Raw genomic sequence first — 23,597 nt, 5'->3', positions numbered from 1 at the left:
CGCCGGGCGAGCCGCGGAGGGAGCCGGGGCTCCCCCACAGGTTCCCCCGCGCGGGGGGTTAGCGGACGCGGCCTTCGGGCAATGGTCGGCTACGCGGCCACGGACGGGCGTGCGCCGTTTCGGCCGGGCGCTCCGCACGCCGGTGGGCCCGCTTTCTTGGATAGGCTCGGCATGGACAAGGCCCGATCACCCTGGGGTGATGCATTCGAACCGCGAGGGACCGGCCTTGGCCACATCGGCCTGACAGAGACGCGGCTCGAATCGCCGTTCGAGCCGTGCGAATGAACTTTCGGTTCGAGAGGAGCCTGGCGTTCCGGTGACTGGGGACATCAGCACGTTCGAGTGGTCCGACCTGGACCGGCGGGCCGTGGACACGGTCCGCGCCCTTGCCATGGACGCGGTCGAGGAGGCGGGCTCGGGGCATCCGGGCACCGCGATGAGCCTCGCGCCGGCCGCCTACCTGCTCTTCCAGCGCTTCCTGCGGCATGATCCGACCGACCCCAACTGGCCGGGCCGCGACCGGTTCGTACTGTCGTGCGGGCACTCCAGCCTGACCCTCTACATCCAGCTGTACCTGTCGGGCTACGGGCTCACGCTGGACGACCTCAAGGCGCTGCGCAAGTGGGGCAGCCTCACCCCCGGGCACCCCGAGCACGGTCACACCTCGGGAGTGGAGACCACCACCGGGCCGCTCGGCCAGGGCATCGCCAACGCGGTCGGCATGGCGATGGCGGCCCGCCGCGAGCGCGGCCTGTTCGACCCCGACGCCGAGCCCGGCACCAGCCCCTTCGACCACGACATCTGGGTGTTCGCCTCCGACGGCGACGTCCAGGAGGGCATCAGCCACGAGGCCTCCGCGCTCGCCGCCCACCAGCGGCTGGGCAACCTGACGGTGCTGTGGGACGACAACCACATCTCGATCGAGGACGACACCGCGATCGCCTTCTCCGAGGACGTGCTGGCCCGGTACGCGGCCTACGGCTGGGACGTCCACTACGTCGACTGGACGGCCGACGGCGGCTACGCGGAGAACGTGGCCGCGCTGGCCGCGGCGCTGGAGGCGGCCCGGGCCGAGACCGCCCGGCCCTCGTTCATCGCGCTGCGCACCATCATCGGCTGGCCCGCCCCGAACAAGAAGAACACCGGCAAGATCCACGGCTCGGCGCTGGGTGCCGACGAGGTCGCCGCCACCAAGGAGGTGCTGGGCCTGGACCCGGCCCGCACCTTCGACGTCCCGGCCGACGTCCTGGCGCACTCGCGGGAGGTGGTCGAGCGGGGCCGTGCGCTGCACGCCGAGTGGGAGCGGCACTACCTGGCCTGGCGCGAGACCGACCCCGCCCGGGCCGCCGAGTTCGACCGGATCTCCGCGCGCCGGCTGCCCAACGGCTGGGCGAAGGCGCTGCCGGAGTTCCCGGCGGGCAAGGAGATCGCGACCCGGGCCGCGTCCGGCGAGGTGCTGACCGCGCTGGCCGGGGTGCTGCCGGAGCTGTGGGGCGGTTCGGCCGACCTGGCCGAGAGCAACAACACCACCATGAAGGGCGAGCCGTCCTTCATCCCCGAGGAGTTCCAGACCAAGGACTTCCCCGGCCACCGGTACGGCCGCACCCTGCACTTCGGGGTGCGCGAGCACGCGATGGGCGCGATCTGCAACGGCATCGCGCTGCACGGCGGCACCCGCCCGTACGGCGGCACCTTCCTGGTGTTCAGCGACTACATGCGGCCGGCCGTCCGGCTGGCGGCCCTGATGAAGCTGCCGGTGACCTACGTCTGGACGCACGACTCGATCGGCCTGGGCGAGGACGGCCCGACGCACCAGCCGGTCGAGCACCTGTGGGCGCTGCGCGCCATTCCCGGGCTCGACGTGGTCCGGCCGGCCGACGCGAGCGAGACCGTGGTGGCGTGGCGGACGGTCCTGGAGCACACCGACCGCCCGGCCGGGCTCTGCCTCACCCGGCAGAAGCTGCCGGTGCTCGACCGGTCCGCGCTGGGCTCGGCCGAGGGCGTGGCGCGGGGCGGGTACGTGCTGGCCGACGCGGCCAACGGGCAGCCCGCCGTGGTGATCATCGCCACCGGCAGCGAGGTCGCCACCGCGCTGGAGGCCCGCGCGGCGCTGGAGGCCGAAGGCACCGCCACCCGGGTCGTGTCCATGCCGTGCGTGGAGTGGTTCGAGGCGCAGGACGACGCGTACAAGCAGCAGGTGCTGCCGCCCGGGGTGCATGCCCGGGTGTCGGTGGAGGCCGGGATCGCGCTGGGCTGGCGCCGGTACGTCGGCGACCACGGCGAGTCGGTCAGCCTGGAGCACTTCGGCGCCTCGGCCGACTACAGGACCCTGTTCCAGCAGTTCGGCTTCACCCCCGACCGGGTCGTCGCCGCCGCCCACGCCAGCCTGATCAAGGCGGGCCTGGCCGGTCGCGGCGAGACGACCGGCAACTGACCTCTCGGCCCGGCGCCGGGAACGCCCGGCGCCGGGCCGGTGGACCGCAGACCCTAAGGAGAGACCGATGAGCGCGATTCTGAAAAAGCTCTCGGATGAGGGCGTATCGATCTGGCTCGACGACATCAGCCGGGAGCGGCTGCGGTCGGGCAACCTGACGGAACTGGTCCGTGACAAGCACGTCGTGGGGGTGACCTCCAACCCGACGATCTTCGCCAAGGCGCTCGGCCAGGGTTCCGCCTACGACGACCAGGTCCGGGACCTGGCGATCCGCGGCGTCGACGTCGAGGAGGCCGCCCGGGCCATCACCACCCACGACATCCGCTGGGCGTGCGACGTGCTGCGCCCGGTCCACGACCGCACCGGCGGCCTGGACGGGCGGGTGTCGATCGAGGTCGACCCGCGGCTGGCCCGCGAGACCGAAAAGACCGTGGCCGAGGCCCGCGCGCTGTGGTGGATGGTCGACCGCCCGAACCTCTACATCAAGATCCCGGCAACGGTCGAGGGGCTGCCCGCGATCAGCCAGGCGCTGTCCGAGGGCATCAGCGTGAACGTGACGCTGATCTTCTCGCTGCAGCGCTACGGCCAGGTCATCGACGCCTACTTCGAGGGCCTGGAGCGGGCCCGGGCCAACGGGCACGACCTGTCGAAGATCTCCTCGGTGGCCTCGTTCTTCGTCAGCCGCGTCGACACCGAGATCGACAAGCGGCTCGACAAGAGCGATGCTCCGGAGGCCGCGGACCTGCGGAGCAAGGCCGGGGTCGCCAACGCCCGGCTGGCGTACGCGCTGTTCGAGGAGAAGTCGGCCACCGACCGGTGGCGGGCGCTGGCCGACGCCGGCGCCCGTCCGCAGCGGCCGCTGTGGGCCTCGACCGGGGTGAAGGACCCCGCGCTGCCCGACACCCTCTACGTCGACGAACTGGTCGCGCCGGGCATCGTCAACACCATGCCCGAGGCCACCCTGGACGCCGTGGCCGACCACGGCCAGGTGCGCGGCGACACCGTGCGCGGCCGCTACGAGGACGCCTGGAACCACATGGCCGCGCTCAAGCGGGTCGGCGTCGACTACGACGACGTGGTGCGCGTGCTCGAGGAGGAGGGCGTCGAGAAGTTCGAGGCGTCCTGGGGCGAGCTGCTGGCCACGGTGGGCCGCGAGCTCGCGGACAAGGGGGGCGCCCAGTGACGTCGGTGGTCACCGCGGGCGGGGTCTCGGTGACCCTGCGCGGCGAGGTCGTCGCCGAGGCCGAGGCGGTCTCCGGCCGGCTGGTCAGCGACGGGGTGCCGGCCGCGCTGACGGCCAAGAACGCCCAGCTGTGGGGGCCGGACGCCACCGCGGAGGCGGCCAGACGGCTCGGCTGGCTCGACCTGCCCGAGTCGTCGCGGGCGCTGCTGCCCGACCTGGCCGCGCTGGTGGCCGAGACGCGCGCCGCCGGCCTCGACCGGGTGGTGCTCGCGGGGATGGGCGGCTCGTCGCTCGCCCCCGAGGTGATCACCCGGACCGCCGGGGTGGAGCTGACGGTCCTCGACACCACCGACCCGCAGCAGGTGCGGGCGGTGGTGTCGGACCGGCTGGAGCGGACCGTCCTGGTGGTGTCGAGCAAGAGCGGCGGCACCATCGAGACCGACAGCCACCGGCGGATCTTCGAGCAGGCCTTCCGGGACGCCGCGATCGACCCGGCCGGCCGCATCGTGGTGGTCACCGACCCCGGGTCGCCGCTGGAGGCCGCCGCCACCGAGGCCGGGTACCGGGTGTTCCTGGCCGACCCGGAGGTGGGCGGCCGGTACAGCGCGCTGAGCGCGTTCGGGCTGGTGCCCGCCGCGCTGGCCGGGGCCGACGTGGCGACACTGCTGGACGAGGCCGCGGCGCTGTCGCCCATGCTCGCCCAGCCCTACGACAACCCGGGGCTGACGCTGGGCGCGGCGCTCGGCGCGGCGGCGCTGGGCGGGCACGACAAGCTCGTCATCGCCGACGCCGGCTCGGGCATCGTGGGCTTCGGCGACTGGGCCGAGCAGCTCATCGCCGAGTCCACCGGCAAGGAGGGCAAGGGCATCCTGCCGGTGGTGGTCGAGGGGCCGGAAGCCCCCGGTTTCGAACCCGCCGACGATGTGCGCCGGGTGGTGCTCGGCGCCTCCCCCGGCGGCCCCGACGCGGCCGAGATGAGCGTGTCCGGGCCGCTGGGCGCGCAGTTCCTGCTCTGGGAGTACGCCACCGCGGTGGCGGGCCGGGTCCTCGGCATCAACCCGTTCGACCAGCCCAACGTCCAGGAGTCCAAGGACAACACCGCGGCGCTGCTGCGCGGCACCGAGGAGGGCGCGGAGCCCACGGTCGTCTCCGGCGAGCCGGTGCTGACCGTCGGCGCGGTCGAGGTGCACGGGCCCGCTGAGCTGCTGGGGGGCGCCGGTGATCTGACCGGCGCGCTGGAGGCCGTCCTCGCCGCGGTGCCCGACCGGGGGTACCTCGCGCTCCTGGCCTACCTGGACCGGTCGGCCGACGCGGACGTGGCGGGGCTGCGCCCGCTGCTGGCCGTCCGGGCGGGCCGGATCCGCAAGTCGCCCGTCCCGGTCACCTTCGGCTGGGGGCCGCGGTTCCTGCACTCCACCGGCCAGTACCACAAGGGCGGCCCGCAGAACGGGGTGTTCCTGCAGATCACCGGCGCGGTGGCCGAAGACGTCCCGGTGGCGGGCCGGCCGTACTCGCTCGGGCAGCTTCAGCTCGCCCAGGCGTTCGGTGACCTGCGGGCGCTGCGCTCGCGCGGCCGGCCGGCGGTGCGGCTGCATCTGCGCGACCGGGCCGCCGGGATCGCCGAACTGCTGGCGGCCCTGTCGTGACCCTGTCGTGACAGGGTCCCCGCCTCGGTAGTGCTCCGCCGCCGTGGCCGTTCCGGACCGCCGGAACGGCCACGGCACCCGGGAAAGCCGCCGGGAAATCCCGAAAGATCGGCAAGTGAGTCGCGCATGCGGCCCCCTCCTGAAACGATGCCGGGGAGGAGGACCCGGTGGCCGGATTCGACGTGCTGACGCGGGGTGACGCGCTCGACTCGGCGTTGCAGGCCCGCGATTACCTCATCACCTGCGGTGTGCCCGCAGCCCTGTCCGCCAAGGACCCCAGACTGTGGGGCCGGCGGTCGGTCGACCACGGCCGGCTGGGCTGGCTGGACCTGCCGTTCGCCTCGCGGGAACTACTCGAACGGCTCGACGGCGTGGTCGGCGAGCTGCGCTATTCCGGGCTCGACCACGTCGTGCTCATCGGCCTGGGCGCCGAGAGCCTGGCGGCCCAGGCGGTGGCCGCGGCGGCGGGCGAGCACGACCCGCTGACCATCCTCGACGGGGGCGACTCGGCGGCCCTGAACCTGGCGCTCGACCGGCTCGACCGCACCGTGATCGTCTTGTCCAGCAAGGTCGGTGTCTCGATCGAGGGCGACGCCTACCGGCGCATCTTCGTCGAGGCGTTCCGCAAGCACGGCCTGTCCGACCGCGAGATCGCCGGCCGGTTCCTGGTCATCACCGACCACGGCAGCCCGCTGGACGACTTCGCCCGCCGCTGCGGCTACCGGGTGGGGCTGACCGACCCCGACCTGCCCGGCCACTTCGGCGCGCTGTCGGCGTACGGGCTGGTGCCCGCGCTGCTCACCGGGGCGGACGTGGCCCCGCTGCTCGACCAGGCCGCCGCGGTGGCCCCCGCGCTGGCCAAGGAGGAGGACAACCCGGGTCTGCTGCTCGGCGCGGTGCTCGGCGGCTGCGCGCAGCAGTCACCGGCCGGGCCGGCCCGCGACAAGCTGGTGCTGCGCGACGCCTCCGGCGCCGCCGAGCTCACCGGCTGGATCTCCCAGCTGCTGGCCACCGGCACCGGCCGGCACGGCCGGGGCATCCTGCCGCTGGAACCGCCCGGGCATCCCGCGGGCGCGGAGTGCCCGGACGTGCACGCACTCGTGATCAACCCTCGGCAGCCCATGCCGGGCGATTCGGAGACCTCGCTGTGGGCCTCGCCCGGCGCGCAGTTCCTGGTCTGGGAGTACGCCACCACGGTGGCCGGCTGGCTGCTCGGGGTCAACCCGTTCGAGTCCGGTGCGGCGCTGGCCCAGGAGGCCGAGGACGACACGGCGGCCATGCTGCTGGCGGCCGAGAACGGGCCGCTGCCCACCGGGATCCCCACCTTCAGCGACGGCGACATCGACGTCTACGCCGATCCCGGCAGCTACGGCCTGGCCGGCCTGCCCGCCCCGCACTCGGCGCTGGAGCCGGTGCTCCGGCATCGGCGGGACCTGTCGGGAACCATCGACGCGCTGCTGCACAGCGTGCCGCCGACCGGGTACCTCTCGATCGTGACGTACCTGTCCGGCGACTTCTCCGGGCGCTACCTGGCACCGGGCCTGGCCCGGCGGGCGGGCCGTCCGGTGACGTACGGGCCCGGGCCGGGGCTGTTGCACGCGACCGGGTCGTTCCACAAGGACGGGCCGGGCACCGGCGCGTTCCTGGTGATCACCGGCGGGGTCCTCGCCGACCATCCGGTGCCCGGCCGGCCCTACTCCCTCGGCAAGCTCCAACTCGCCCGGGCACTGGCCGACCTGCGGTCGCTGCGCCGGCGCGGGCTGCCGGCGCTCTGGCTGCACCTGCGCGATCCGGTGGCGGGCGCCGCCCGGCTCATCGACCTGGTGCGGGAGCCGCGGTGAACGCCTTCACCCGGGTCTCCGCTGCGGAGGTCTCGATCACTGCCCGGCACCCGGTGCGGGAGGCCGCGGAGCGGGTGCTGGGACGGCTGTGGATCGACCAGGTGCCGGTCCGGCTCGCCTCCGAGGACCCCTCCCTGTGGGAGGGGATCCCCGAGGGGGCGTGCTGGCCCGGGCAGCCGGGTCCGGCCCGGGCGCTGCTCCCCCGGATCTCCGAGCTCACCACGCGGATTCGGGCGCGGGGGCTGACGGAGGTCGTCCTGCTGGGCTCCGCCGTGCCCGCCCTGGCCGCCGACGTCGTCGCCCGGTCCGAGCGCGCCCCGCTGGCCGTGCTGGACGCCCCCGACCCGGACCCGCTGTTCCGGTTGGGCATCGACCACGAGCGGCTGCTCCGCACGGTCATCGTGCTGACGGCCGACGACCCGGGCACCGACGCGCTGCGCCGCGTCTTCGTGCGGATGTTCCAGGGGCTCGGCCTGCCGCCGGAGGAGATCGCCGAACGGTTCGTGGTCGTGGCCGAGCCGGACGGCCCGCTGGCCGCGCTCGCGGCGGAGGCCGGTCATCCGCTGCTCACTGGCCCGGCCGGCCGGGTTTTCGGCGCGCTGTCCCCGCAGGCCCTGGTGCCCGCCGCGCTGGCCGGGGTGGACGTGGCGAAGCTGCTGGACCAGGCGGCCGCCGTGCTGCCCTCGCTGACCCGGCCGGAGAACAACCCGGGCCTGGTGCTGGGCGCGCTGCTGGGCGGCTGTGCCCGGGCGGGCCGCGACACCGTGGTCGTGGGCTCCTACCGCAGTCCCTACGAGGGGCTGGGCGACTGGATCGGCGCGCTGCTCACCGGGGCGACGGGTGGCGCGCTGCTGCCGCTCGTGCAGTCCGGCGGGGTGCCGGTGCCGGCCGGCGACGACCTGTTCCTGGTCGCGCTGGACGGGCGCCCCCGGCAGGATGACGCGACGGTGACGGGCCCGCTGGGCGCGCAACTGGTGGTCTGGGAGTACTCCGCCGCGGTGGCCGGCTACCTGCTGGGCGCCGACCCGCTGAACGCCCCGGTCACGGCGGACGGCGCCGATGCGCTGCTCACGGACGCCGCCGAGCCCCCGCCCGCCGTCCGGGTGCTGGGCCCCGTGGGCGACGCTGTCCAGGTGCGCAGCCGCGACCCGGCCTTCGCCGCGACCGAGGACCTGCCCGCGCTGTTCGATGCGCTGGTGGCGGCGGTCCCCCCGGGCGGTCATCTCGCCATCGGCGCCTACCTCGACCCCGATACGGCCTCGGGGCAGGGGCGGAGCATCCACCGGCTGGCGGCCGGGCTGGCCACCCGGTGCGGCCGTCCGGTGCCGGTGACCTGGCATTCCTGTTACCCGGCATTTCCGGATGATCGGTGCGATAAGGGCGTATATCTAATGTTGACGGGGGAAGTCATGCAGGATGTACCGGTTCCGGACCGGCCCCACCGGCTCAGCGGGCTGCGGTTCGCCCAGGCGACCGGTGCGGCCCGCGTGCTGGGCGAACGGGGTCGGCCGGTGGTCCACCTGCACATGCGAGACCGTCGGGCGGGACTCGCCCGACTACTGGAAGCCGCCCGAGGAGAGGCATGAGCTCGTCCGTCCACAATGTCGGGATGCCTGCGGGAACGGTCCACAACCCGTTGCGCGATCCGCGTGACAAGCGACTGCCCCAGATGGCCGGACCGGGGGTGCTGGTCCTGTTCGGCGTCACCGGAGACCTGTCCCGCAAGAAGCTGCTGCCGGCGATCTACGACCTGGCCAACCGGGGGCTGCTGCCGCCGGGCTTCTCCCTGGTCGGCTTCGCCCGGCGCGACTGGGAGGACCAGGACTTCCGCCGGCTGGCGTACGAGTCGGTGAAGGAGTTCGCCCGCACCCCGTTCCGCGAGGACGTCTGGCGGCACCTGTCGGAGGGCATGCACTTCGTTCCAGGCGAGTTCAGCGACCCGGGGGCGTTCGAGGCGCTGGCGATGGCGGTCAAGGAACTCGACCAGACCCGCGGCACCGGCGGCAACTACGCGTTCTACCTGTCCATTCCACCGAAGTTCTTCCCCCAGGTCATCGAGCAGCTGCAGCGCAGCGGGCTGGCCGAGCGGCGGGCGGGGTCCTGGCGGCGCGTGGTGATCGAGAAGCCGTTCGGGCACAACCTGGCCAGCGCCAGGGAGCTCAACGAGACCGTGCACCAGGTGTTCCCCGAGGAGTCGATCTTCCGGATCGACCACTACCTCGGCAAGGAGACCGTCCAGAACATCCTGGCCCTGCGGTTCGCCAACACCATGTTCGAGCCGCTGTGGAACCGCTCCTACGTGGACCACGTGCAGATCACCATGGGCGAGGACATCGGCATCGGCGGCCGGGCCGGGTACTACGACGGCATCGGCGCCGCCCGGGACGTGATCCAGAACCACCTGCTCCAACTGCTGGCGCTGACCGCGATGGAGGAGCCGACCTCGTTCAGCGCCGAGGCGGTCCGCGCGGAGAAGGCCAAGATCCTGTCGTCGGTGCGGCTGCCCGCGGACCTGGGCACGACCACCGCCCGCGGCCAGTACGCGGCCGGCTGGCAGGGCAGCAAACCGGTCCGCGGCTACCTGGAGGAGGAGGGCATCCCGCCCGACTCCCGGACCGAGACCTATGCCGCGATCAAGCTGGAGATCGAGTCGCGGCGCTGGGCCGGCGTCCCGTTCTACCTGCGCACCGGCAAGCGGCTCAGCCGCCGGGCCAGCGAGGTGGCGCTGATCTTCCAGCGGGCGCCGCACCTGCCGTTCTCGCACACCGACACCGAGGAGCTCGGCCAGAACGCCCTGGTCATCCGGGTGCAGCCGGACGAGGGCGTCACGGTGCGGTTCGGCTCGAAGGTGCCCAGCACGTCCATGGAAGTCCGTGACGTCAACATGGACTTCGCCTACGGCGAGTCGTTCACCGAGTCCTCGCCCGAGGCGTACGAGCGGCTGCTGCTCGACGTGCTCATCGGTGATCCACCGCTGTTCCCGCGGCAGGAGGAGGTCGAGCTCTCCTGGTCGATCTTGGATCCGATCGAGGAGTACTGGTCCGAGCACGGCAGGCCCGAACCGTACAAGTCCGGTGGCTACGGCCCCGCGTCCGCCGACGCGATGATGACCCGCGACGGCCGCGCCTGGCGGCGGATCTAGGGAGTGGCGAGAGATGAACATCGACCTGGCCGATACCAATACCAAGCGGATCCAGCAGATGCTCACGCAGACACGGCACCTGATGGGCGGCCCGGCCGTCGGCATGGTGCTGACGCTGATCATCGTGACCGACGAGTCCGCGCAGTACGACGCCGTCCGGGCCGCCACCGAGGTGGCCCGGGAGCATCCCTGCCGGGTGCTGACGGTGATCTCCCGTGACTCGCGCGGGAACTCCTCCCGGCTGGACGCGGAGATCCGGATGGGCGAGACCCCGGGCGAGACGGTGCTGCTGCGGATGTACGGGCCGCTGGCCGAGCACACCGACTCGGTGGTGATCCCGCTGCTGGTCCCGGACTCGCCGGTGGTGATCTGGTGGCCCGGCCAGCCGCCGGCGGCACCGGCCGAGGACCCGCTCGGCGCGCTCGCCCAGCGCCGGGTGACCGACTCCTACGCCTCCCGCGATCGGTTGGACGCCCTCGCCGTGCTGGCCGGCAACTACCGGCCCGGCGACACCGACTTCACCTGGACCCGGGTGACCCCGTGGCGGGCGCTGCTCGCCGCCGCCCTCGACCAGGACCACGCCCCCGTCACCGGAGGCGAGGTCTCGGCCGAGCCCGACAGCCCCGGCGCCGAGTTGCTCGCCGCCTGGCTGGCGGCGCGGCTGGAGGCCCCGATGGAGCGCACGATCTCCCAGGGCCCGGGCATCACCTGCGTGCGGCTGACGACCGAGGAGGGCGACATCACGCTGACGCGCCTCGACGGCCGGGTGGCGACCCTGACCCGGCCGGACCAGCCCGAGCACCAGGTGGCCCTGCACCGGCGGCCGATCGCTGAACTGCTGGCCGAGGAGCTGCGCCGGCTCGACCCCGACGAGGTCTACCACGAGGCGGTCGACAGGTTCGCCAAGGACCTGCGCACCACCGCGTCGCACGGCCCCGAGCCCTTGGAGGCGCGGTGAGCACCCCCGCCGTGCTGGTCCACCGGGACCAGACCGTGCTGGCCCGGGCGGTGGCGGCCCGGCTGATCACCCGGCTGGTGGACGTGCAGGCCGCCCGCCGCACCGCCTCGGTCGTGCTGACCGGCGGCGGGGTGGGCCTGGCGGTCCTCGCCGAGGTCGCCGCCACCGGGGCCCGCGACGCGGTGGACTGGCGTGCCCTGGACCTCTGGTGGGGCGACGAGCGGTTCCTGCCGACCGGCGACCCCGAGCGCAACGAGACCGGCGCGCGGGCCGCGCTGCTCGACCACGTGGACCTCGACCCGGCCCGGGTGCACCCGATGCCCGCCCCCGACGGACCCGACGGACCCGACCCCGAGGCGGCGGCCCGGCGGTACGAGGCGTGGCTGCGCGCCGCGGCCCGGCCGGAGGATCACGGCCCGGTGCCCTCCTTCGATGTGCTGATGCTCGGGCTGGGTCCGGACGCGCACGTGGCGTCGCTGTTCCCCGAGATGCCGGCGCTGTACGAGCGGGAGCGGCCGGTGGTGGCGGTGCACGGTGCCCCCAAGCCGCCGCCGACCCGGATCACGCTCACGCTGCCGGCCATCCACGCGGCCCGCGAGGTGTGGGTGATCGCGGCGGGCGAGTCCAAGGCCCAGGCGGTCCGGCTGGCGCTGTCGGAGGCGGGACCGGTCCAGGTGCCGGCCGCCGGGGCCCGGGGCCGGCAGCGCACGCTGTTCCTGCTCGACCGGGCGGCCGCGGCCCTGCTACCTGCCGGGCTGGAGCGGATCGCCTCGCCCTGAGGGCGGGTGAGCACCGTCACCTGCGGTCAGGCAGGTCGAAACCGCCCCCTCACGGTCGTGTAGCGGTCTCGTAACAGCGGTCGGCGACCGTGGGACGCGACACCATTCCGGGCTCGTCCCAGGGGGAACGTTCCATGCCGCTGATGCGCATCCGCACCGAGATCGAGGACCGGCCCGGCCGGCTCGCCGTGCTGACGGCCGCGCTGGCCGAGCAGGGCGCCAACATCCTCGATCTGTCCGTCCAGGTCGGTCCCGACGGGGTGGTGGACGAGTTCGTCGTCGACCTGCCCGCCGAGCGATCCGACGCGCTGATCCCGGCGGTGGAGGCGGCGGGCGGGGTCCGCAGCGCCGCCGTCCCCGCCCGTCCGCACGAGCTGATCGACGAGCCCACCCGGGTGCTGGCGCTGGCCGCCCGGCTGCGGGCGGAACCGCGGGCGCTGCCCCAGGTCCTGGCGGAGCTGCTGCGCGCCACCGAGGCGTCCTGGGTGGTGGGCCCGGCCGCGTCGGACCGGCCCGCGGACGTCCTCATCGTGCCGGTCGGGCACCTGCGCGCGGTCCGGCTGCACCGGCCCGCCCTGCCGTTCACGGTGACCGAGGCGGCCCGCGCGGACGCGCTGGTACGCGCGGTGCTGCCCGTCTCCGGAGCCGTCCCGACGTCGCGCCGGGTCCTGCTCAAGGACGGTACCGAGGTCGTCGTCCGGCCGATCGTCACCGCGGACGCCGAGGCAATCCGGGCCATGCACGACCGGTGCTCGCGGGAGAGCCGGCGGCTGCGCTACTTCAGCCCCAAGCCGGCCCCGCCCCGCCGGTCGCTCGAACGGTTCTGCGAGCCGGCGCACGGGTTGACGCTGGTCGCCGAGGGCCCCGACGGCTCGGTGCTCGCGCTGGCCCACCTGATCCACGTGCTCGATCCGGGGGTGGCCGAGCTGGGCTTCCTGGTCGAGGACGCCTGGCAGGGCCGGGGCCTGGGCCGGGCCCTCGCCGAGCTGCTGCTGGAGCCCGCCCGGGAGCGCGGGCTGGTCGAGCTGCGCGCGACCGTGCTCAGCGAGAACGCCCGGATGCGGCGGCTGCTCACCGCGCTGGGCGGCCGGGTCCGGCGCACCGGGGAGCCCGGCGTCCTGGAGATCAGACTCCGTCTCGACGGCCGGCCCACCGGGCCGGCGGGTGAGGCGGTGGCGCGGTCCCGCTGAGCGGGCCGCGGCCGGCGCCCTCCGGCGCGTGTCCCGGTGGATCGGGCCGAGGAGCCCGGCGGGAGACGCGGGCCGGAGGGCGGCGGCCGGCCTGGGAGGATGGCCGGGTGACCGGCATCTATGACGAGCCCCGGGCGTACGAACTGGCCTGTGCCTTCCGCGACGTGCCCGCGGAGGCGGACGCCCTGCTGAACTGGAGCGCCCGGCACCGGCCCGCCGGCCTGGCACCGGCCGGCTCGGTGCTGGAGCTGGCGGCGGGGCCCGCGGAACACGCCCGCGAGCTGGCCCGGCGAGGCCTGGCCGCCACGGCCCTCGACCTGAATCCCGCGATGTGCGCGTACGCCGCCGACCGGGCCGCCGCCGCGGGGGTCCGGCTCGACGTCGTCCAGGACGACATGACCGAGTTCGCGCTGGGCCGCCGGTTCGATCTGGTCATCACGATGCTCGACTCGACCGCGCACCTGATGACGCTGGACGCCTTCGTCGCGCACCTGCGGCGGGTGGCGGGGGCACTGGCCGCCGGTGGGCTGTACGTGCTGGAGATGAGCCATCCGGCCGACCGGCTGGGCGACGAGCCGCGCAGCGGCACCGCCTGGCGGGTGGAGCGCGACGGCACCGACGTCACCGTGCGCTGGGGTGAGCCCGGAGACCGGCTCGACCCGATCACCCAGGTCGTCGACGACCGGGTGACCATCACCGTCACCGAGGACGACACGACCCGGGTGGTCCGGGGAGTGGTGCCGTACCGCTTCTGGACGGCCACCGAACTGGTCGCGGCCGTCCGGCTGGCCGGCTCCCTGGAGATCGTCGCCCAGTACGGCGACTTCTCCGGCATCGGCGTCTCCGACCCGGAGGCGTGGCGCCTCATCACCGTCCTGCGGGCCGCCGCCCGCTGATCGCCGGGGTGCGTCACCCGGGTGGGTGCCCCACGCCCACGTTTGACGGAATTACGTATTTACGTAAACTCAAGGCATGTCCTCTGCTGCCGAAGACTCCGTGGCCGCGCGGCTGGCGGCCCTGGAGGCCCGGGTCGCCGCCCTGGAGGCCGCGCCGCCGGCCGTCCCGGCCGTGCCGGAGGCCGAAGTGTTCTGGGCACTGGAGGGGCTCAAGGAGCGGACCCCCACCCCGGGGGCGGTCCTGTTCACCGGGGCCGTCACCCTGCCCACCGGCGAGCGGGCCGAGTGGCAGCAGGGCCACGGCCTGGCGGAACTACTCGAGGACGACTGGAGCCAGGCCGCGTCCACCCTCACCGCCCTGGGACATCCGGTCCGGCTGCTGCTCCTGCGCGAGGTCCTGCACGGCACGGGCACGGCCGCCGAACTCGCCGAGCACGAACGGCTCGGCACCACCGGGCAGCTCTACCACCACCTGCGGCAGCTCGTCGCCGCCGGCTGGCTGCGCACCACCGCCCGGGGCCGGTACGCGGTGCCCACCGAACGAGTGGTCCCCCTGCTCGCCATGCTCGCCGCCGCCCGGCGGTGACCCGGACGTACGAAGGAGAGTCCGATGCATCGGTCGTTCCCCCGACTCGCCGCCCGTGTCCGTCTCCCGCTGCTCCTCGGCGGCATCGCGGTGTCCCTCACCGGCAAGTACGCGCTCGATCTGAGCTGGCTGCACCGGGGCGGCTACGTGATCTTCCTGGCCGGCCTGGCGCTGATGTTCGTCCGGCTGCGCACCGTGGGCCGCGAGCCGGTGGAGGTCTCCATCCCGGTGGCCGGGCGGTGGATCGCGGTCAACGGGCCCGGTGACCGGGTGCCCAGCCACGGCACCCACCTGTACGCCCAGACCTACGCGGTCGACCTGCTCCACTGGCCGGACGAGACGAAGGAGTGGCAGGCGGTGCACGCCTGGCCGATCGCCCGCCGGCCCGAGACGTACCCCTCGTTCGGGCAGCCGATCCACGCGCCCGCCGACGGGACCGTCGTCCGGGCGAGCGGACGGCAGCGGGACCACTGGAGCCGCGGTTCCTGGCTCGGGCTGCTCTACCTCTTCGTCATGGAAGGCGTCGTCCGCCCCCTCGGCGGAGCTCGCTGGGTGCTGGGCAACCACCTGGTACTGGATCTGGGCGATGGGGTGTACGCCGTCCTGGCACATCTACGGCGCGGCTCGTTGCTGGTGCGGGAGGGGGAACGGGTGCGCGCCGGGCAGCCGCTGGCCCAGTGCGGCAACTCGGGCAACTCCAGCGAGCCGCATCTGCACTTCCAGCTGATGGATCGCCCGACAATCTCGGTTGCCGCGGGGCTGCCGTTCCGGTTCGACCGCTTCGAGGCCGGCGGTGAGGTCCGCGGCGGCGTGCCCGTCCAGGCCGCGCCGTTCGTGGCGGCGCCCGCGGGGGCCGCGGAGCGCGGCTGAGCCCCGCCCGCGTTCCGGGGCCGCTAGGGTCGGGCTCGGCATCGGGTGATCGGAAGGGAGCGCGGGCATGTCGGGCACGAGCGTGCGGCCGGCGGTGCCCGTCCCATCGGCTCCCGCCGGCACCGGCCGGCTGGCCTGGCTGGACGCGCTGCGCGGGCTGGGCGCGCTGGCCGTGGCGTTCCACCACGCGACCTACCACTACCTGCCGGAGTTCCGCCGCCAGATGCTGGCCTGGTTCGATCCCGGCACCTACGGCGTCTTGGTGTTCTTCCTGGTCAGCGGCTATATCATTCCGGCCTCCCTGGAGCGGACCGGCTCGCTGCGCCGGTTCTGGCTCGGCCGGGTGTTCCGGATCTACCCGCTGCTGGGCGTCGCCCTGGGAGCGGCGGTCCTCCAGGCGCTCCTCAGCGTCTACGCGCTGCGCGGCGGGCTCGACCGCGCCGAACCGGTGACGGCCGTCCTGGCGCACCTCACCATGCTCCAGGACTTGACCGGCGTGCCCAACGCGATCAACGTGCTCTGGACGCTGTCCTACGAGATGGCCTTCTACCTGATGGTCGTCGCCGCCTTCGTCCTGGGCGTGCACCGCCGGTCGGCGTCGATCGCCGTGGGCCTGGCCGGGTTCGGGCTGGTCCTCGGCGGGCTGCTGCCGGCCGGTGCCGCGATCTCGCGCGGTGCCGGAACCCTGCCCGTCACGGTGGTCACGGCCCTGGTGGTGGCGGTCGCGATCGGGACCGCTCTGCACGGAGGGCGGCGGCTCGCGGCGGCCGCCGCGGTGGCGGGCGGCGCGCTGGCCGTCGTGCTCGTCGCCGGCAACGGCCGGATCGGCGCCTGGCAGGGCCTGGTGGTCCTGGCGGTGATGTTCACCGGCACCGTGGTCCACCGGGCCGAGCGCCGACAGATCCCCCGCCGCCGTGCCGCGGCGGCCGTGGCGGGGGTCCTGGGGTGCGCCGTGGCGGCCGGAGCCTGGCATCTGCGGGCCGAGAACGGTGCAGAGTCCATGGCGGCCCTGGCGGCCCAGCGCACCTGGGCCGGGGCGGTGGTACTGGCGGCGCTCACCTTCGGCGCCGGGCTGGCGCTGCGGCGGCGCCACCTGCCCGCGGCGCTGGTCCGGCTGGGGGTGATCAGCTATTCGGTCTACCTGCTGCACACGTTGCTGCTGGTGGTCGGCGACCGGCTGGTGGGCCGGGCCGAGACGGACCGGCCGCTGATGCTCGCCGCCTTCTTCGTCGTACTGCTCCCGCTGTGCTGGGCCACGCATCGCTGGATCGAGCTTCCCGGGCAGCGGCTGGGCCGCCGGCTCGCGGCCCGGTCGGGGAACTGACGGCCCGGCGGGCCAAAGCGGCCACGGAGCACGCGAAGGCAGGGCATTATGGCAGCCGATGCAATTGCATCGGAGCGGTCCACAACCGTTTCCGGCCCCCGCTGCGCCAACCGAGGACGAGCCGCATGACAGGCACACCTGGCACCATGGGCACCCCCGACCTGTTCCGGCCCGACCCCGCCCACCTCGCCGCGGCCCGGCCCGCCGAGCCGTGCGGCCTCGGGCACCGCGTTCCCGGGTATGCGGAGGGAACCGCGGCCTTCACCCTCACCCCACGGCCGGCCGCGGCCAAGACCGCCCGGAGCCTGCTCACCACGGCACTCGCCGACTGGGACCTGTCCGCGCTCACCTCGGACGTGAGCCTGGTGGTGTCCGAACTGGTGGCCAACGCCCTGCTGCACGGCGCGCCCGCCGTTGCGATGCGCTGGTCGATCGGCCTGCGGCTGGAGAACCGTGGCCGCTCGCTGCTGTGCGCGATCACCGACGCCAGCCCGCGGCCACCGGCGACCGGCCTGCCCGGGCTCACCTCCGTCAGCGGGCGCGGGCTCCAACTGGTGGCCGGATTCAGCGACCGCTGGGGCTGGAATCTCTGCCCGTGCGGCCAGGGCAAGGACGTCTGGGCCCGCTTCGCCCTCCCGGCCCCCACCACCTGACACCCACCCATGCTCCTTCAGCAGTGCGGGGCGGATGCGAAAGCCCGGCTCCTCGTGGAGCCGGGCCCTGCACGTGGCGGGCTGAGGGTCAGCCCTTGGTCGCGGCTTCCAGGGCGGCGCGGACCGCGGCCCGCTTGGCCCGCAGCCGGGCCAGGGCCTCGTCGAGGATGGCCTGGCCGTCCTCGTCGCTGCGCCGCTCCTTCACGTACGCGAGGTGCGTCTTGTAGGGCTCGGTCTTCGGGGGCGCGGGCGGGTTGTGCTTGTCCTGGCCCGCGGGGAAGCCGCAGCGCGGGCAGTCCCACTGGTCGGGGACCGCGACGTCGGTCGCGAAGCTCGGCCGCGTCTCGTGCCGGTTGGCGCAGTAGAAGGTGACCCACACACGGGGTGCCGCATCTCCGCGCTCGGCCTCTCCCATCGGGCCGGCACCGACCCGGCTGCCCCGAATGGCGTTGCCACTACCCACGGACTTACTCCTCGTTGCTCAGCCGCCGCCTGACCCCGGCGGCGCGACGATGAAAACTGCGACCCGGCCTGACCGGCTCAGCCGACGCCCTTGGACTTGAACAGCAGCCCCAGCACGATGATCGAGGTGAACCAGAGCACTCCGGTACCGATCGTCAGCCGGTCGAGGTTGCGTTCCACCACCGACGACCCGCCCAGGGACGACGACATCCCGCCGCCGAACATGTCGGAGAGCCCGCCGCCCTTGCCCTTGTGCAGCAGGACGAGCAGGACCATCAGCAGGCTGGTGGCGATCAGAACGACGGTCGTTGCAAGGATCACAGCAGTTCAACGCCTTCTCTGGGCCGCCCGCGGGCGCGGGGGCGTCGTGTGCAAGGACGGCGGATCAGGCCGCGTTTTACCCTTAGGAAAGAAGGGTACGACGAACTGTCCGCTGGTTCAGCAAGAATCCCCGTGTCAGGCGGGCAACTCGCGATAACGGCAGATCTTGACGAACTCGCCCGGGTCGAGGCTGGCACCCCCGACCAGGGCACCATCGACGTCAGGCTTCGCCATGATGCCGGCGATGTTGGCGCCCTTCACGGAACCTCCGTACAGGATACGCATCTCATCGGCCACCTCAGCGTCGTACAGTTCGGCGAGGCGGCCCCGGATCGCCCCGCAGACCTCCTGGGCGTCGTCGGGCGTGGCGACCTCGCCGGTACCGATCGCCCACACCGGCTCGTAGGCGATCACCACGGTGCGGGCCTGGTCGGCGGGGATCTTCTCCAGCCCGCCGTCGATCTGGGCCAGCGTGTGCGCGACGTGCTCGCCGGCCCGCCGCACGTCCAGCCCCTCCCCCACGCACAGGATGGGGGTGATCTCGTTCGCCAGCGCCGCCTTGGTCTTGGCGTTGACCAGCACGTCGTCCTCGTGGTGGTACTGGCGGCGCTCGGAGTGCCCGACGGTGACGTAAGAGCAGCCCAGCTTGGCGAGCATGCCCCCGGAGATCTCGCCGGTGTAGGCGCCGGCGGTGTGCGGCGAGACGTCCTGCGCGCCGTACCGGATCTGCAGGCTGTCGGCGTCGACCAGGGTCTGCACGGACCTGATCGAGGTGAACGGCGGCAGCACCGCCACGTCGACCGCGTCGTAGTCGGCCTCCTTGAGCGCGAACGCGAGCTTCTGCACCAGCGCGATCGCCTCAAGGTGGTGGGTGTTCATCTTCCAGTTACCGGCCATCAGCGGCTTGCGGGAAGTCTTGGGAGTTCCAGCCATGATCAGTCCTCCAGTGCCGACAGGCCGGGCAGCGTCTTGCCTTCGAGGTACTCCAGGCTCGCGCCGCCGCCGGTCGAGATGTGGGAAAACGCGTTCTCGTCGAAGCCGAGCAGCCGCACCGCCGCGGCGGAGTCGCCCCCGCCGACCACGGTGTAGGCGCCCGAGTCCAGCAGGCCCTGGGCGACCGCGCGGGTGCCGTGCGCGTAGGGCTCCATCTCGAACACGCCCATCGGGCCGTTCCAGAAGATCGTCTCGGCGTCGGCCAGCCGGCTCGCGAACAGCTTGCCCGACTCGGGCCCGATGTCGAGGCCGAGGCGGTCGGCGGGGATGCCGTCGGCCGGCACCACCTGGTGGTCGGCGTCGGCGGAGAACTCGGTGGCCGCCACGACGTCCACGGGGAGCACGAACTCGACCCCGGTCCCGGCGGCCCGCCGCAGGTACTCGCGGACGGTGTCGAGCTGGTCCTCCTCCAGCAGGCTCCGGCCCACCTCGTGGCCCTGGGCCTTGAGGAAGGTGAAGACCATGCCGCCACCGATCAGGATGCGGTCGGCCCGGCCGAGCAGGCTGTCGATGACGCCCAGCTTGTCGGACACCTTGGCGCCGCCCAGCACCACCGCGTACGGCCGCCGGACGTCGTCGGTGAGCCGGCGCAGCACCGCGAGCTCGGCGGCGATCAGGTACCCGGCCGCGTGCGGCAGCCGCTGCGGGACGTCGTAGACGCTGGCGTGCCGGCGGTGCACCGCGCCGAAGCCGTCGCCCACGTAGAGTTCGGCCAGCGCGGCAAGGCGGTCGGCGAAGGCGCCCCGCTCGGCGTCGTCCTTGCTGGTCTCCCCCGGCTCGAAGCGCAGGTTCTCCAGCAGTGCCACGTCGCCGTCGGCCAGCCCGGCCACGGTGGCCTGCGCGCTCTCGCCGACCACGTCGGCCGCCGCGCGCACCGGGGCACCCAGCAGTTCGCCGAGCCGTGCGGCCACGGGGGCCAGCGAGAACTCCGGCTTCACCTCGCCCTTGGGCCGGCCGAGGTGGGAGCAGACGACGACCCGGGCACCGCGCTCGCGGAGCGCGGTGAGGGTCGGCAGGGCGGCCCGGATCCGTCCGTCGTCGGTGATGGCGCCGTCGGACAGCGGAACGTTGAGGTCGGCGCGGACCAGTACCCGCCGGCCGCGTACGTCGAGATCGTCAAGGGTGCGCATCGAAGTCCTCCTGACAGACCGTCCGCCGTGACCCGGCGGGTCACGGCGGACGGGACGGCTGGGTCAGAGCTGGGCGCCGACGAGCTGCACGAGGTCAACGAGACGGTTGGAGTAGCCCCACTCGTTGTCGTACCAGCCCACGACCTTCACCTGGTTGCCGATGACCTTGGTCAGCCCGGAGTCGAAGATGCAGGAGGCCGGGTCGGTGACGATGTCGGCCGAGACGATGGGGTCCTCGGTGTAGCTCAGGATGCCGCGCAGCGGCCCCTCGGCGGCGGCCTTGATGGCCGCGTTGACCTCTTCGACGGTGGTCTCGCGGCCCACGTCGACGGTCAGGTCGGTGGCCGAACCGGTCGGGATCGGCACCCGCAGCGCGTAGCCGTCGAGCTTGCCCTTGAGCTCGGGCAGCACCAGGCCGATGGCCTTGGCCGCGCCGGTCGAGGTCGGCACGATGTTCAGCGCCGCCGCGCGGGCCCGGCGCAGGTCCTTGTGCGGGGCATCCTGCAGGTTCTGGTCCTGCGTGTAGGCGTGGATGGTCGTCATCAGGCCCTTTTCGATGACGAAGGTGTCGTGGAGCACCTTGGCCATCGGCGCCAGGCAGTTGGTCGTGCACGAGGCGTTGGAGATCACCGTGTGCGCGGCCGGGTCGTAGGCGTCCTGGTTGACGCCGAGGACGATGGTGACGTCCTCGTTCTTGGCGGGCGCCGAGATGATGACCTTCTTGGCGCCGTTGTCGGCGTGCACCTTGGCCTTGGTGGCATCGGTGAAGAAGCCGGTCGACTCGATGACCACGTCGACCCCGAGGTCACCCCACTTGAGGTTGGCGGGGTCGCGCTCGGCGAACGCCTTGATCGCGTGGCCGCCGACCACGATCTCGTCGGCGGTGGCCTTCACCTCGTCGCCGAGGCGGCCGAGAATGCTGTCGTACTTGAGCAGGTGGGCCAGCGTGGCGTTGTCGGTGAGGTCGTTGACCGCCACGACCTCGATGTCGGCTCCGCTGGCTCGAAGCGCGCGGAAGAAGTTACGGCCGATCCGGCCGAACCCGTTGATGCCTACCCGGATGGTCACCGAACCGCTCTCCTCGTACGTCGTCTGACAGCCTGACAGGGGTCTCCCCGTACCTGCGACCCTATCTAACCGATCTCGGGGCACCCGACACCGAGCAGGGGTGAAAGGACAGGTGAGTCCGTCCTCACCCTAACGGGGGAGGTCGGGGAGCATCAGTGGTCTAGACCAAGACTAGCGCTAGAGGTCTAGACCACTTCCTCCGGGGCGGCATTCCGGTTACGTCCTCAGCCGACCGGGATCGTGACCGGGGGCAGGTCGGGGGACGGTTCCCGCCACCGGTTCGACAGCAGGATGCTCAGGCTGAGCAGGTTCCAGGCCTGGCTGGGCCGGCGCGGCGGGACCTCGTGCAGCATCGGCTCGACCGCGCTCCGGTCGACGATCTCCCACAGCTGCGACGGTCCGTCCAGGATGTGCTCGCGCGCGGCCGCCGCGAACTCCGCACCGTACTTGCGCCGCCAGTTGAAACCGAAGGTCACCCCGGTGGCCGGCAGCGGGGCCCGGGCCCGCCAGGCCGCCCGTTCCCACCGGCTGCGCGGCCCGTCACTCTCGAACCGCCACCGCCGGGCGTCGAACGGGACGTCGGCCAGTTGCGGGGCCAGCCGCCGGATCAGCAGGTGGACCGGCTCCTCGGTGAGCCGCCACTCGACGGGCAGGGCCAGCGCCTCCCGGACCACCCGGGCGTCCAGGAAAGGATGGTGGTACGCCCACTTCATCAGGACCGCGGTGTGCGAACCGGCCAACCAGCGGCCGGTCCGGTAGAACATGTGCAGCTTGTCCAGCACGTCCAGGCCCTCAGTCCGAGAACGCTCCAGCCACCGCTCGTGGTCGGGCCGGGCCCGCTCGCGAGCCGCGGGGGTCATCAGATGATCCTGGGCGGCGAAGATGGTCTTCAGCCGCTTCTCCACTCCCGCCGGGCTCAGGTCGGCCGTGTCGGTGAGGAAGCCACCGCGCAGCCGCTCCCCGCCGGACCCGGAACTGCGCGGCTCCGGATCGTAGGGGGCGAAGGTGTGCACGTCCTCGTAGCCGGAGTTCATCCCCTCGCACATGCGGACCACGTCGAGGCAGCGCAGCACCGGGTGCGGCACGGTGATCGCGGCGTTCTCGTCCGGAACCGTGTAGTCGCAGGTCCACTCCGCGCCCAGCAGGTCGGCGACCCGCTTCGACAGCACCACGTCCGGGTGGTCGGCGAACCCGTGCGTCGCCCCCAGGAAGGGGATGTCCCGCGCGTACAGCGCCGCCGCGATCAACCGGCTGTCACGGCCGCCCGACAGCGCCAGCCGGACCGGACGGTCATAGCCGCGAAACGGCTCGCAGGCGGCGAGCAGCGCCTCGGCCAGCGGCTCGATCGCCCGGCGCGCCGCCCGGCGGCTCCGGGGCACCGGGCCGGGCTCCGGCAGCGGACGGGCCGTCACCCGGGCCGGACCACCGGTCCGAGCGGTGAACCCGCCCGCGTTCGGCACCGCCGACACCCCGCGGAAGGGCGTCCCGTCGGACACGTAGAAGCCGTGCCGGACCATGCACTGCAGGCCCAGCACGTCGTAGTCGGGCTCGGACCGCACCAGGCCGGTCTCGGCCGCCCGGGCCGCCAAATGCACCAGGATCGCGCGGGTGCCGGCGAACCGCAGGCCCCCGGCCTCGGCGTGGTACACGGGGCAGGCCCGGGTGATCGAGGTCAGTGCGGTGAAGCCGCCCGGGTCGGCCCGAAAGACCGAGAAGACCCCGCCCAGGGTGTCGACGACCGCGTCCGGATCGTCGGCGGTCAGCAACAGGTCCTCGTCGCGTTTGCGGTCGCCCAGGTACCCCGCGTATCCCAGTGCCCGGTCGCCGGTCTCCAGCAGCGGTTCCGGAAGCGCACCGCCGGCCGGCTCGTTCGACCAGGCCAGCAGGGCGACCCGGTGGCCCGAGGAGATCCACTCCTCCCGGCGCCACAACTCCGCCGGTACCGGGACCGCGTCGCCGATGGCCAGGCGGGCCGCCGCCAGCACGGCCGGCGGAATGCGGGTGCCGGGATCACCGACGGCGATGGCAAGGTAGGCGCGCACGGTTCTCCGTTCTCCAGAACTCAACCGACCGTTCAACCTCGCGGTCGATAGTGACCACCGGGTGAATCGGAGCCGACGT

At 73.3% G+C, this 23,597-nt stretch carries 20 protein-coding genes; 14 read left to right on the top strand and 6 right to left on the bottom strand.

What is annotated here, in order from left to right; genetic code table 11:
- Positions 1-391 precede the first annotated feature (391 nt).
- The 14 genes from tkt (at position 392) to DPM19_RS16460 (ending at position 17,502) form a co-directional block, all read left to right on the top strand.
- Positions 392-2,434 carry a transketolase gene (tkt, locus tag DPM19_RS16525; RefSeq protein WP_233510249.1) on the top strand — a complete coding sequence of 681 codons (2,043 nt, stop codon included), beginning with the start codon at positions 392-394 and terminating at the stop codon, positions 2,432-2,434.
- 67 nt (positions 2,435-2,501) lie between these two features.
- Positions 2,502-3,617: a transaldolase gene (tal, locus tag DPM19_RS16520; protein WP_111868596.1), complete on the top strand. Its 1,116-nt coding sequence runs from the start codon at positions 2,502-2,504 to the stop codon at positions 3,615-3,617.
- Positions 3,614-5,263, top strand: a complete 1,650-nt coding sequence (locus tag DPM19_RS16515) for a glucose-6-phosphate isomerase (RefSeq protein WP_111868593.1) — start codon at positions 3,614-3,616, stop codon at positions 5,261-5,263. The genes tal and DPM19_RS16515 overlap by 4 nt, the downstream gene beginning before the upstream one ends.
- 167 nt (positions 5,264-5,430) lie before the next feature.
- Complete coding sequence (locus DPM19_RS16510; protein ID WP_111868591.1) at positions 5,431-7,104, top strand: phosphoheptose isomerase; 1,674 nt, start codon at positions 5,431-5,433, stop codon at positions 7,102-7,104.
- On the top strand, positions 7,101-8,690 hold the full coding sequence (locus tag DPM19_RS16505) for a glucose-6-phosphate isomerase (RefSeq protein ID WP_111868588.1): 1,590 nt from the start codon (positions 7,101-7,103) through the stop codon (positions 8,688-8,690). Before DPM19_RS16510 ends, DPM19_RS16505 begins: the two co-directional genes overlap by 4 nt.
- A 23-nt stretch (positions 8,691-8,713) precedes the next feature.
- The gene (zwf, locus tag DPM19_RS16500; RefSeq protein ID WP_111868585.1) at positions 8,714-10,246 is read left to right on the top strand and encodes a glucose-6-phosphate dehydrogenase; all 1,533 of its coding nucleotides are present in this window, start codon (positions 8,714-8,716) and stop codon (positions 10,244-10,246) included.
- 13 nt (positions 10,247-10,259) lie between these two features.
- The gene (locus tag DPM19_RS16495) at positions 10,260-11,204 is read left to right on the top strand and encodes a glucose-6-phosphate dehydrogenase assembly protein OpcA (RefSeq protein ID WP_111868583.1); all 945 of its coding nucleotides are present in this window, start codon (positions 10,260-10,262) and stop codon (positions 11,202-11,204) included.
- Positions 11,201-11,983 carry a 6-phosphogluconolactonase gene (gene pgl / locus DPM19_RS16490; RefSeq protein WP_111868580.1) on the top strand — a complete coding sequence of 261 codons (783 nt, stop codon included), beginning with the start codon at positions 11,201-11,203 and terminating at the stop codon, positions 11,981-11,983. Before DPM19_RS16495 ends, pgl begins: the two co-directional genes overlap by 4 nt.
- Positions 11,984-12,117: 134 nt before the next feature.
- Positions 12,118-13,173 carry a GNAT family N-acetyltransferase gene (locus tag DPM19_RS16485; RefSeq protein ID WP_111868577.1) on the top strand — a complete coding sequence of 352 codons (1,056 nt, stop codon included), beginning with the start codon at positions 12,118-12,120 and terminating at the stop codon, positions 13,171-13,173.
- A 107-nt stretch (positions 13,174-13,280) separates the two neighbouring features.
- Positions 13,281-14,069 carry a class I SAM-dependent methyltransferase gene (locus tag DPM19_RS16480; RefSeq protein WP_111868574.1) on the top strand — a complete coding sequence of 263 codons (789 nt, stop codon included), beginning with the start codon at positions 13,281-13,283 and terminating at the stop codon, positions 14,067-14,069.
- A gap of 76 nt (positions 14,070-14,145) precedes the next feature.
- Positions 14,146-14,655, top strand: a complete 510-nt coding sequence (locus DPM19_RS16475; RefSeq protein ID WP_111868572.1) for a helix-turn-helix domain-containing protein — start codon at positions 14,146-14,148, stop codon at positions 14,653-14,655.
- A gap of 24 nt (positions 14,656-14,679) precedes the next feature.
- On the top strand, positions 14,680-15,525 hold the full coding sequence (locus DPM19_RS16470) for a murein hydrolase activator EnvC family protein (RefSeq protein ID WP_111868569.1): 846 nt from the start codon (positions 14,680-14,682) through the stop codon (positions 15,523-15,525).
- Positions 15,526-15,592: 67 nt separating this feature from the next.
- Positions 15,593-16,849 carry an acyltransferase family protein gene (locus DPM19_RS16465; protein ID WP_111868567.1) on the top strand — a complete coding sequence of 419 codons (1,257 nt, stop codon included), beginning with the start codon at positions 15,593-15,595 and terminating at the stop codon, positions 16,847-16,849.
- A 125-nt stretch (positions 16,850-16,974) separates the two neighbouring features.
- Positions 16,975-17,502: an ATP-binding protein gene (locus tag DPM19_RS16460; protein ID WP_199485127.1), complete on the top strand. Its 528-nt coding sequence runs from the start codon at positions 16,975-16,977 to the stop codon at positions 17,500-17,502.
- A gap of 88 nt (positions 17,503-17,590) precedes the next feature.
- Here the strand turns inward: DPM19_RS16460 and DPM19_RS16455 are convergent, their stop codons facing one another.
- The 6 genes from DPM19_RS16455 to DPM19_RS16430 all read right to left on the bottom strand — a co-directional run bounded on the left by DPM19_RS16455 (position 17,591) and on the right by DPM19_RS16430 (position 23,518).
- Complete coding sequence (locus DPM19_RS16455) at positions 17,591-17,965, bottom strand: RNA polymerase-binding protein RbpA (protein ID WP_111868562.1); 375 nt, start codon at positions 17,963-17,965, stop codon at positions 17,591-17,593.
- 77 nt (positions 17,966-18,042) lie between these two features.
- Entirely contained in the window at positions 18,043-18,285 is a 243-nt protein-coding gene (secG, locus tag DPM19_RS16450; protein ID WP_111868559.1) for a preprotein translocase subunit SecG, read from the bottom strand.
- A gap of 135 nt (positions 18,286-18,420) precedes the next feature.
- Positions 18,421-19,218 carry a triose-phosphate isomerase gene (tpiA, locus tag DPM19_RS16445; protein WP_111868557.1) on the bottom strand — a complete coding sequence of 266 codons (798 nt, stop codon included), beginning with the start codon at positions 19,216-19,218 and terminating at the stop codon, positions 18,421-18,423.
- A gap of 2 nt (positions 19,219-19,220) precedes the next feature.
- Positions 19,221-20,408 (bottom strand): phosphoglycerate kinase, encoded by a 1,188-nt coding sequence (locus DPM19_RS16440; RefSeq protein ID WP_111868554.1) that lies wholly within the window; start codon positions 20,406-20,408, stop codon positions 19,221-19,223.
- 63 nt (positions 20,409-20,471) lie between these two features.
- Positions 20,472-21,476, bottom strand: a complete 1,005-nt coding sequence (gene gap / locus DPM19_RS16435) for a type I glyceraldehyde-3-phosphate dehydrogenase (protein ID WP_111868551.1) — start codon at positions 21,474-21,476, stop codon at positions 20,472-20,474.
- Between the two features lie 224 nt (positions 21,477-21,700).
- Positions 21,701-23,518, bottom strand: coding sequence for an asparagine synthase-related protein (locus DPM19_RS16430; protein ID WP_111868548.1), 1,818 nt, complete (start codon positions 23,516-23,518; stop codon positions 21,701-21,703).
- Between the last annotated feature and the right edge of the window lie 79 nt (positions 23,519-23,597).

Source organism: Actinomadura craniellae, from assembly GCF_003289645.1.
Taxonomy (GTDB): Bacteria; Actinomycetota; Actinomycetes; order Streptosporangiales; family Streptosporangiaceae; genus Actinomadura_D; species Actinomadura_D craniellae.
The sequence above is the reverse complement of the archived record's forward strand: the minus strand, read 5'-3'. Positions and strand labels throughout refer to the sequence as shown.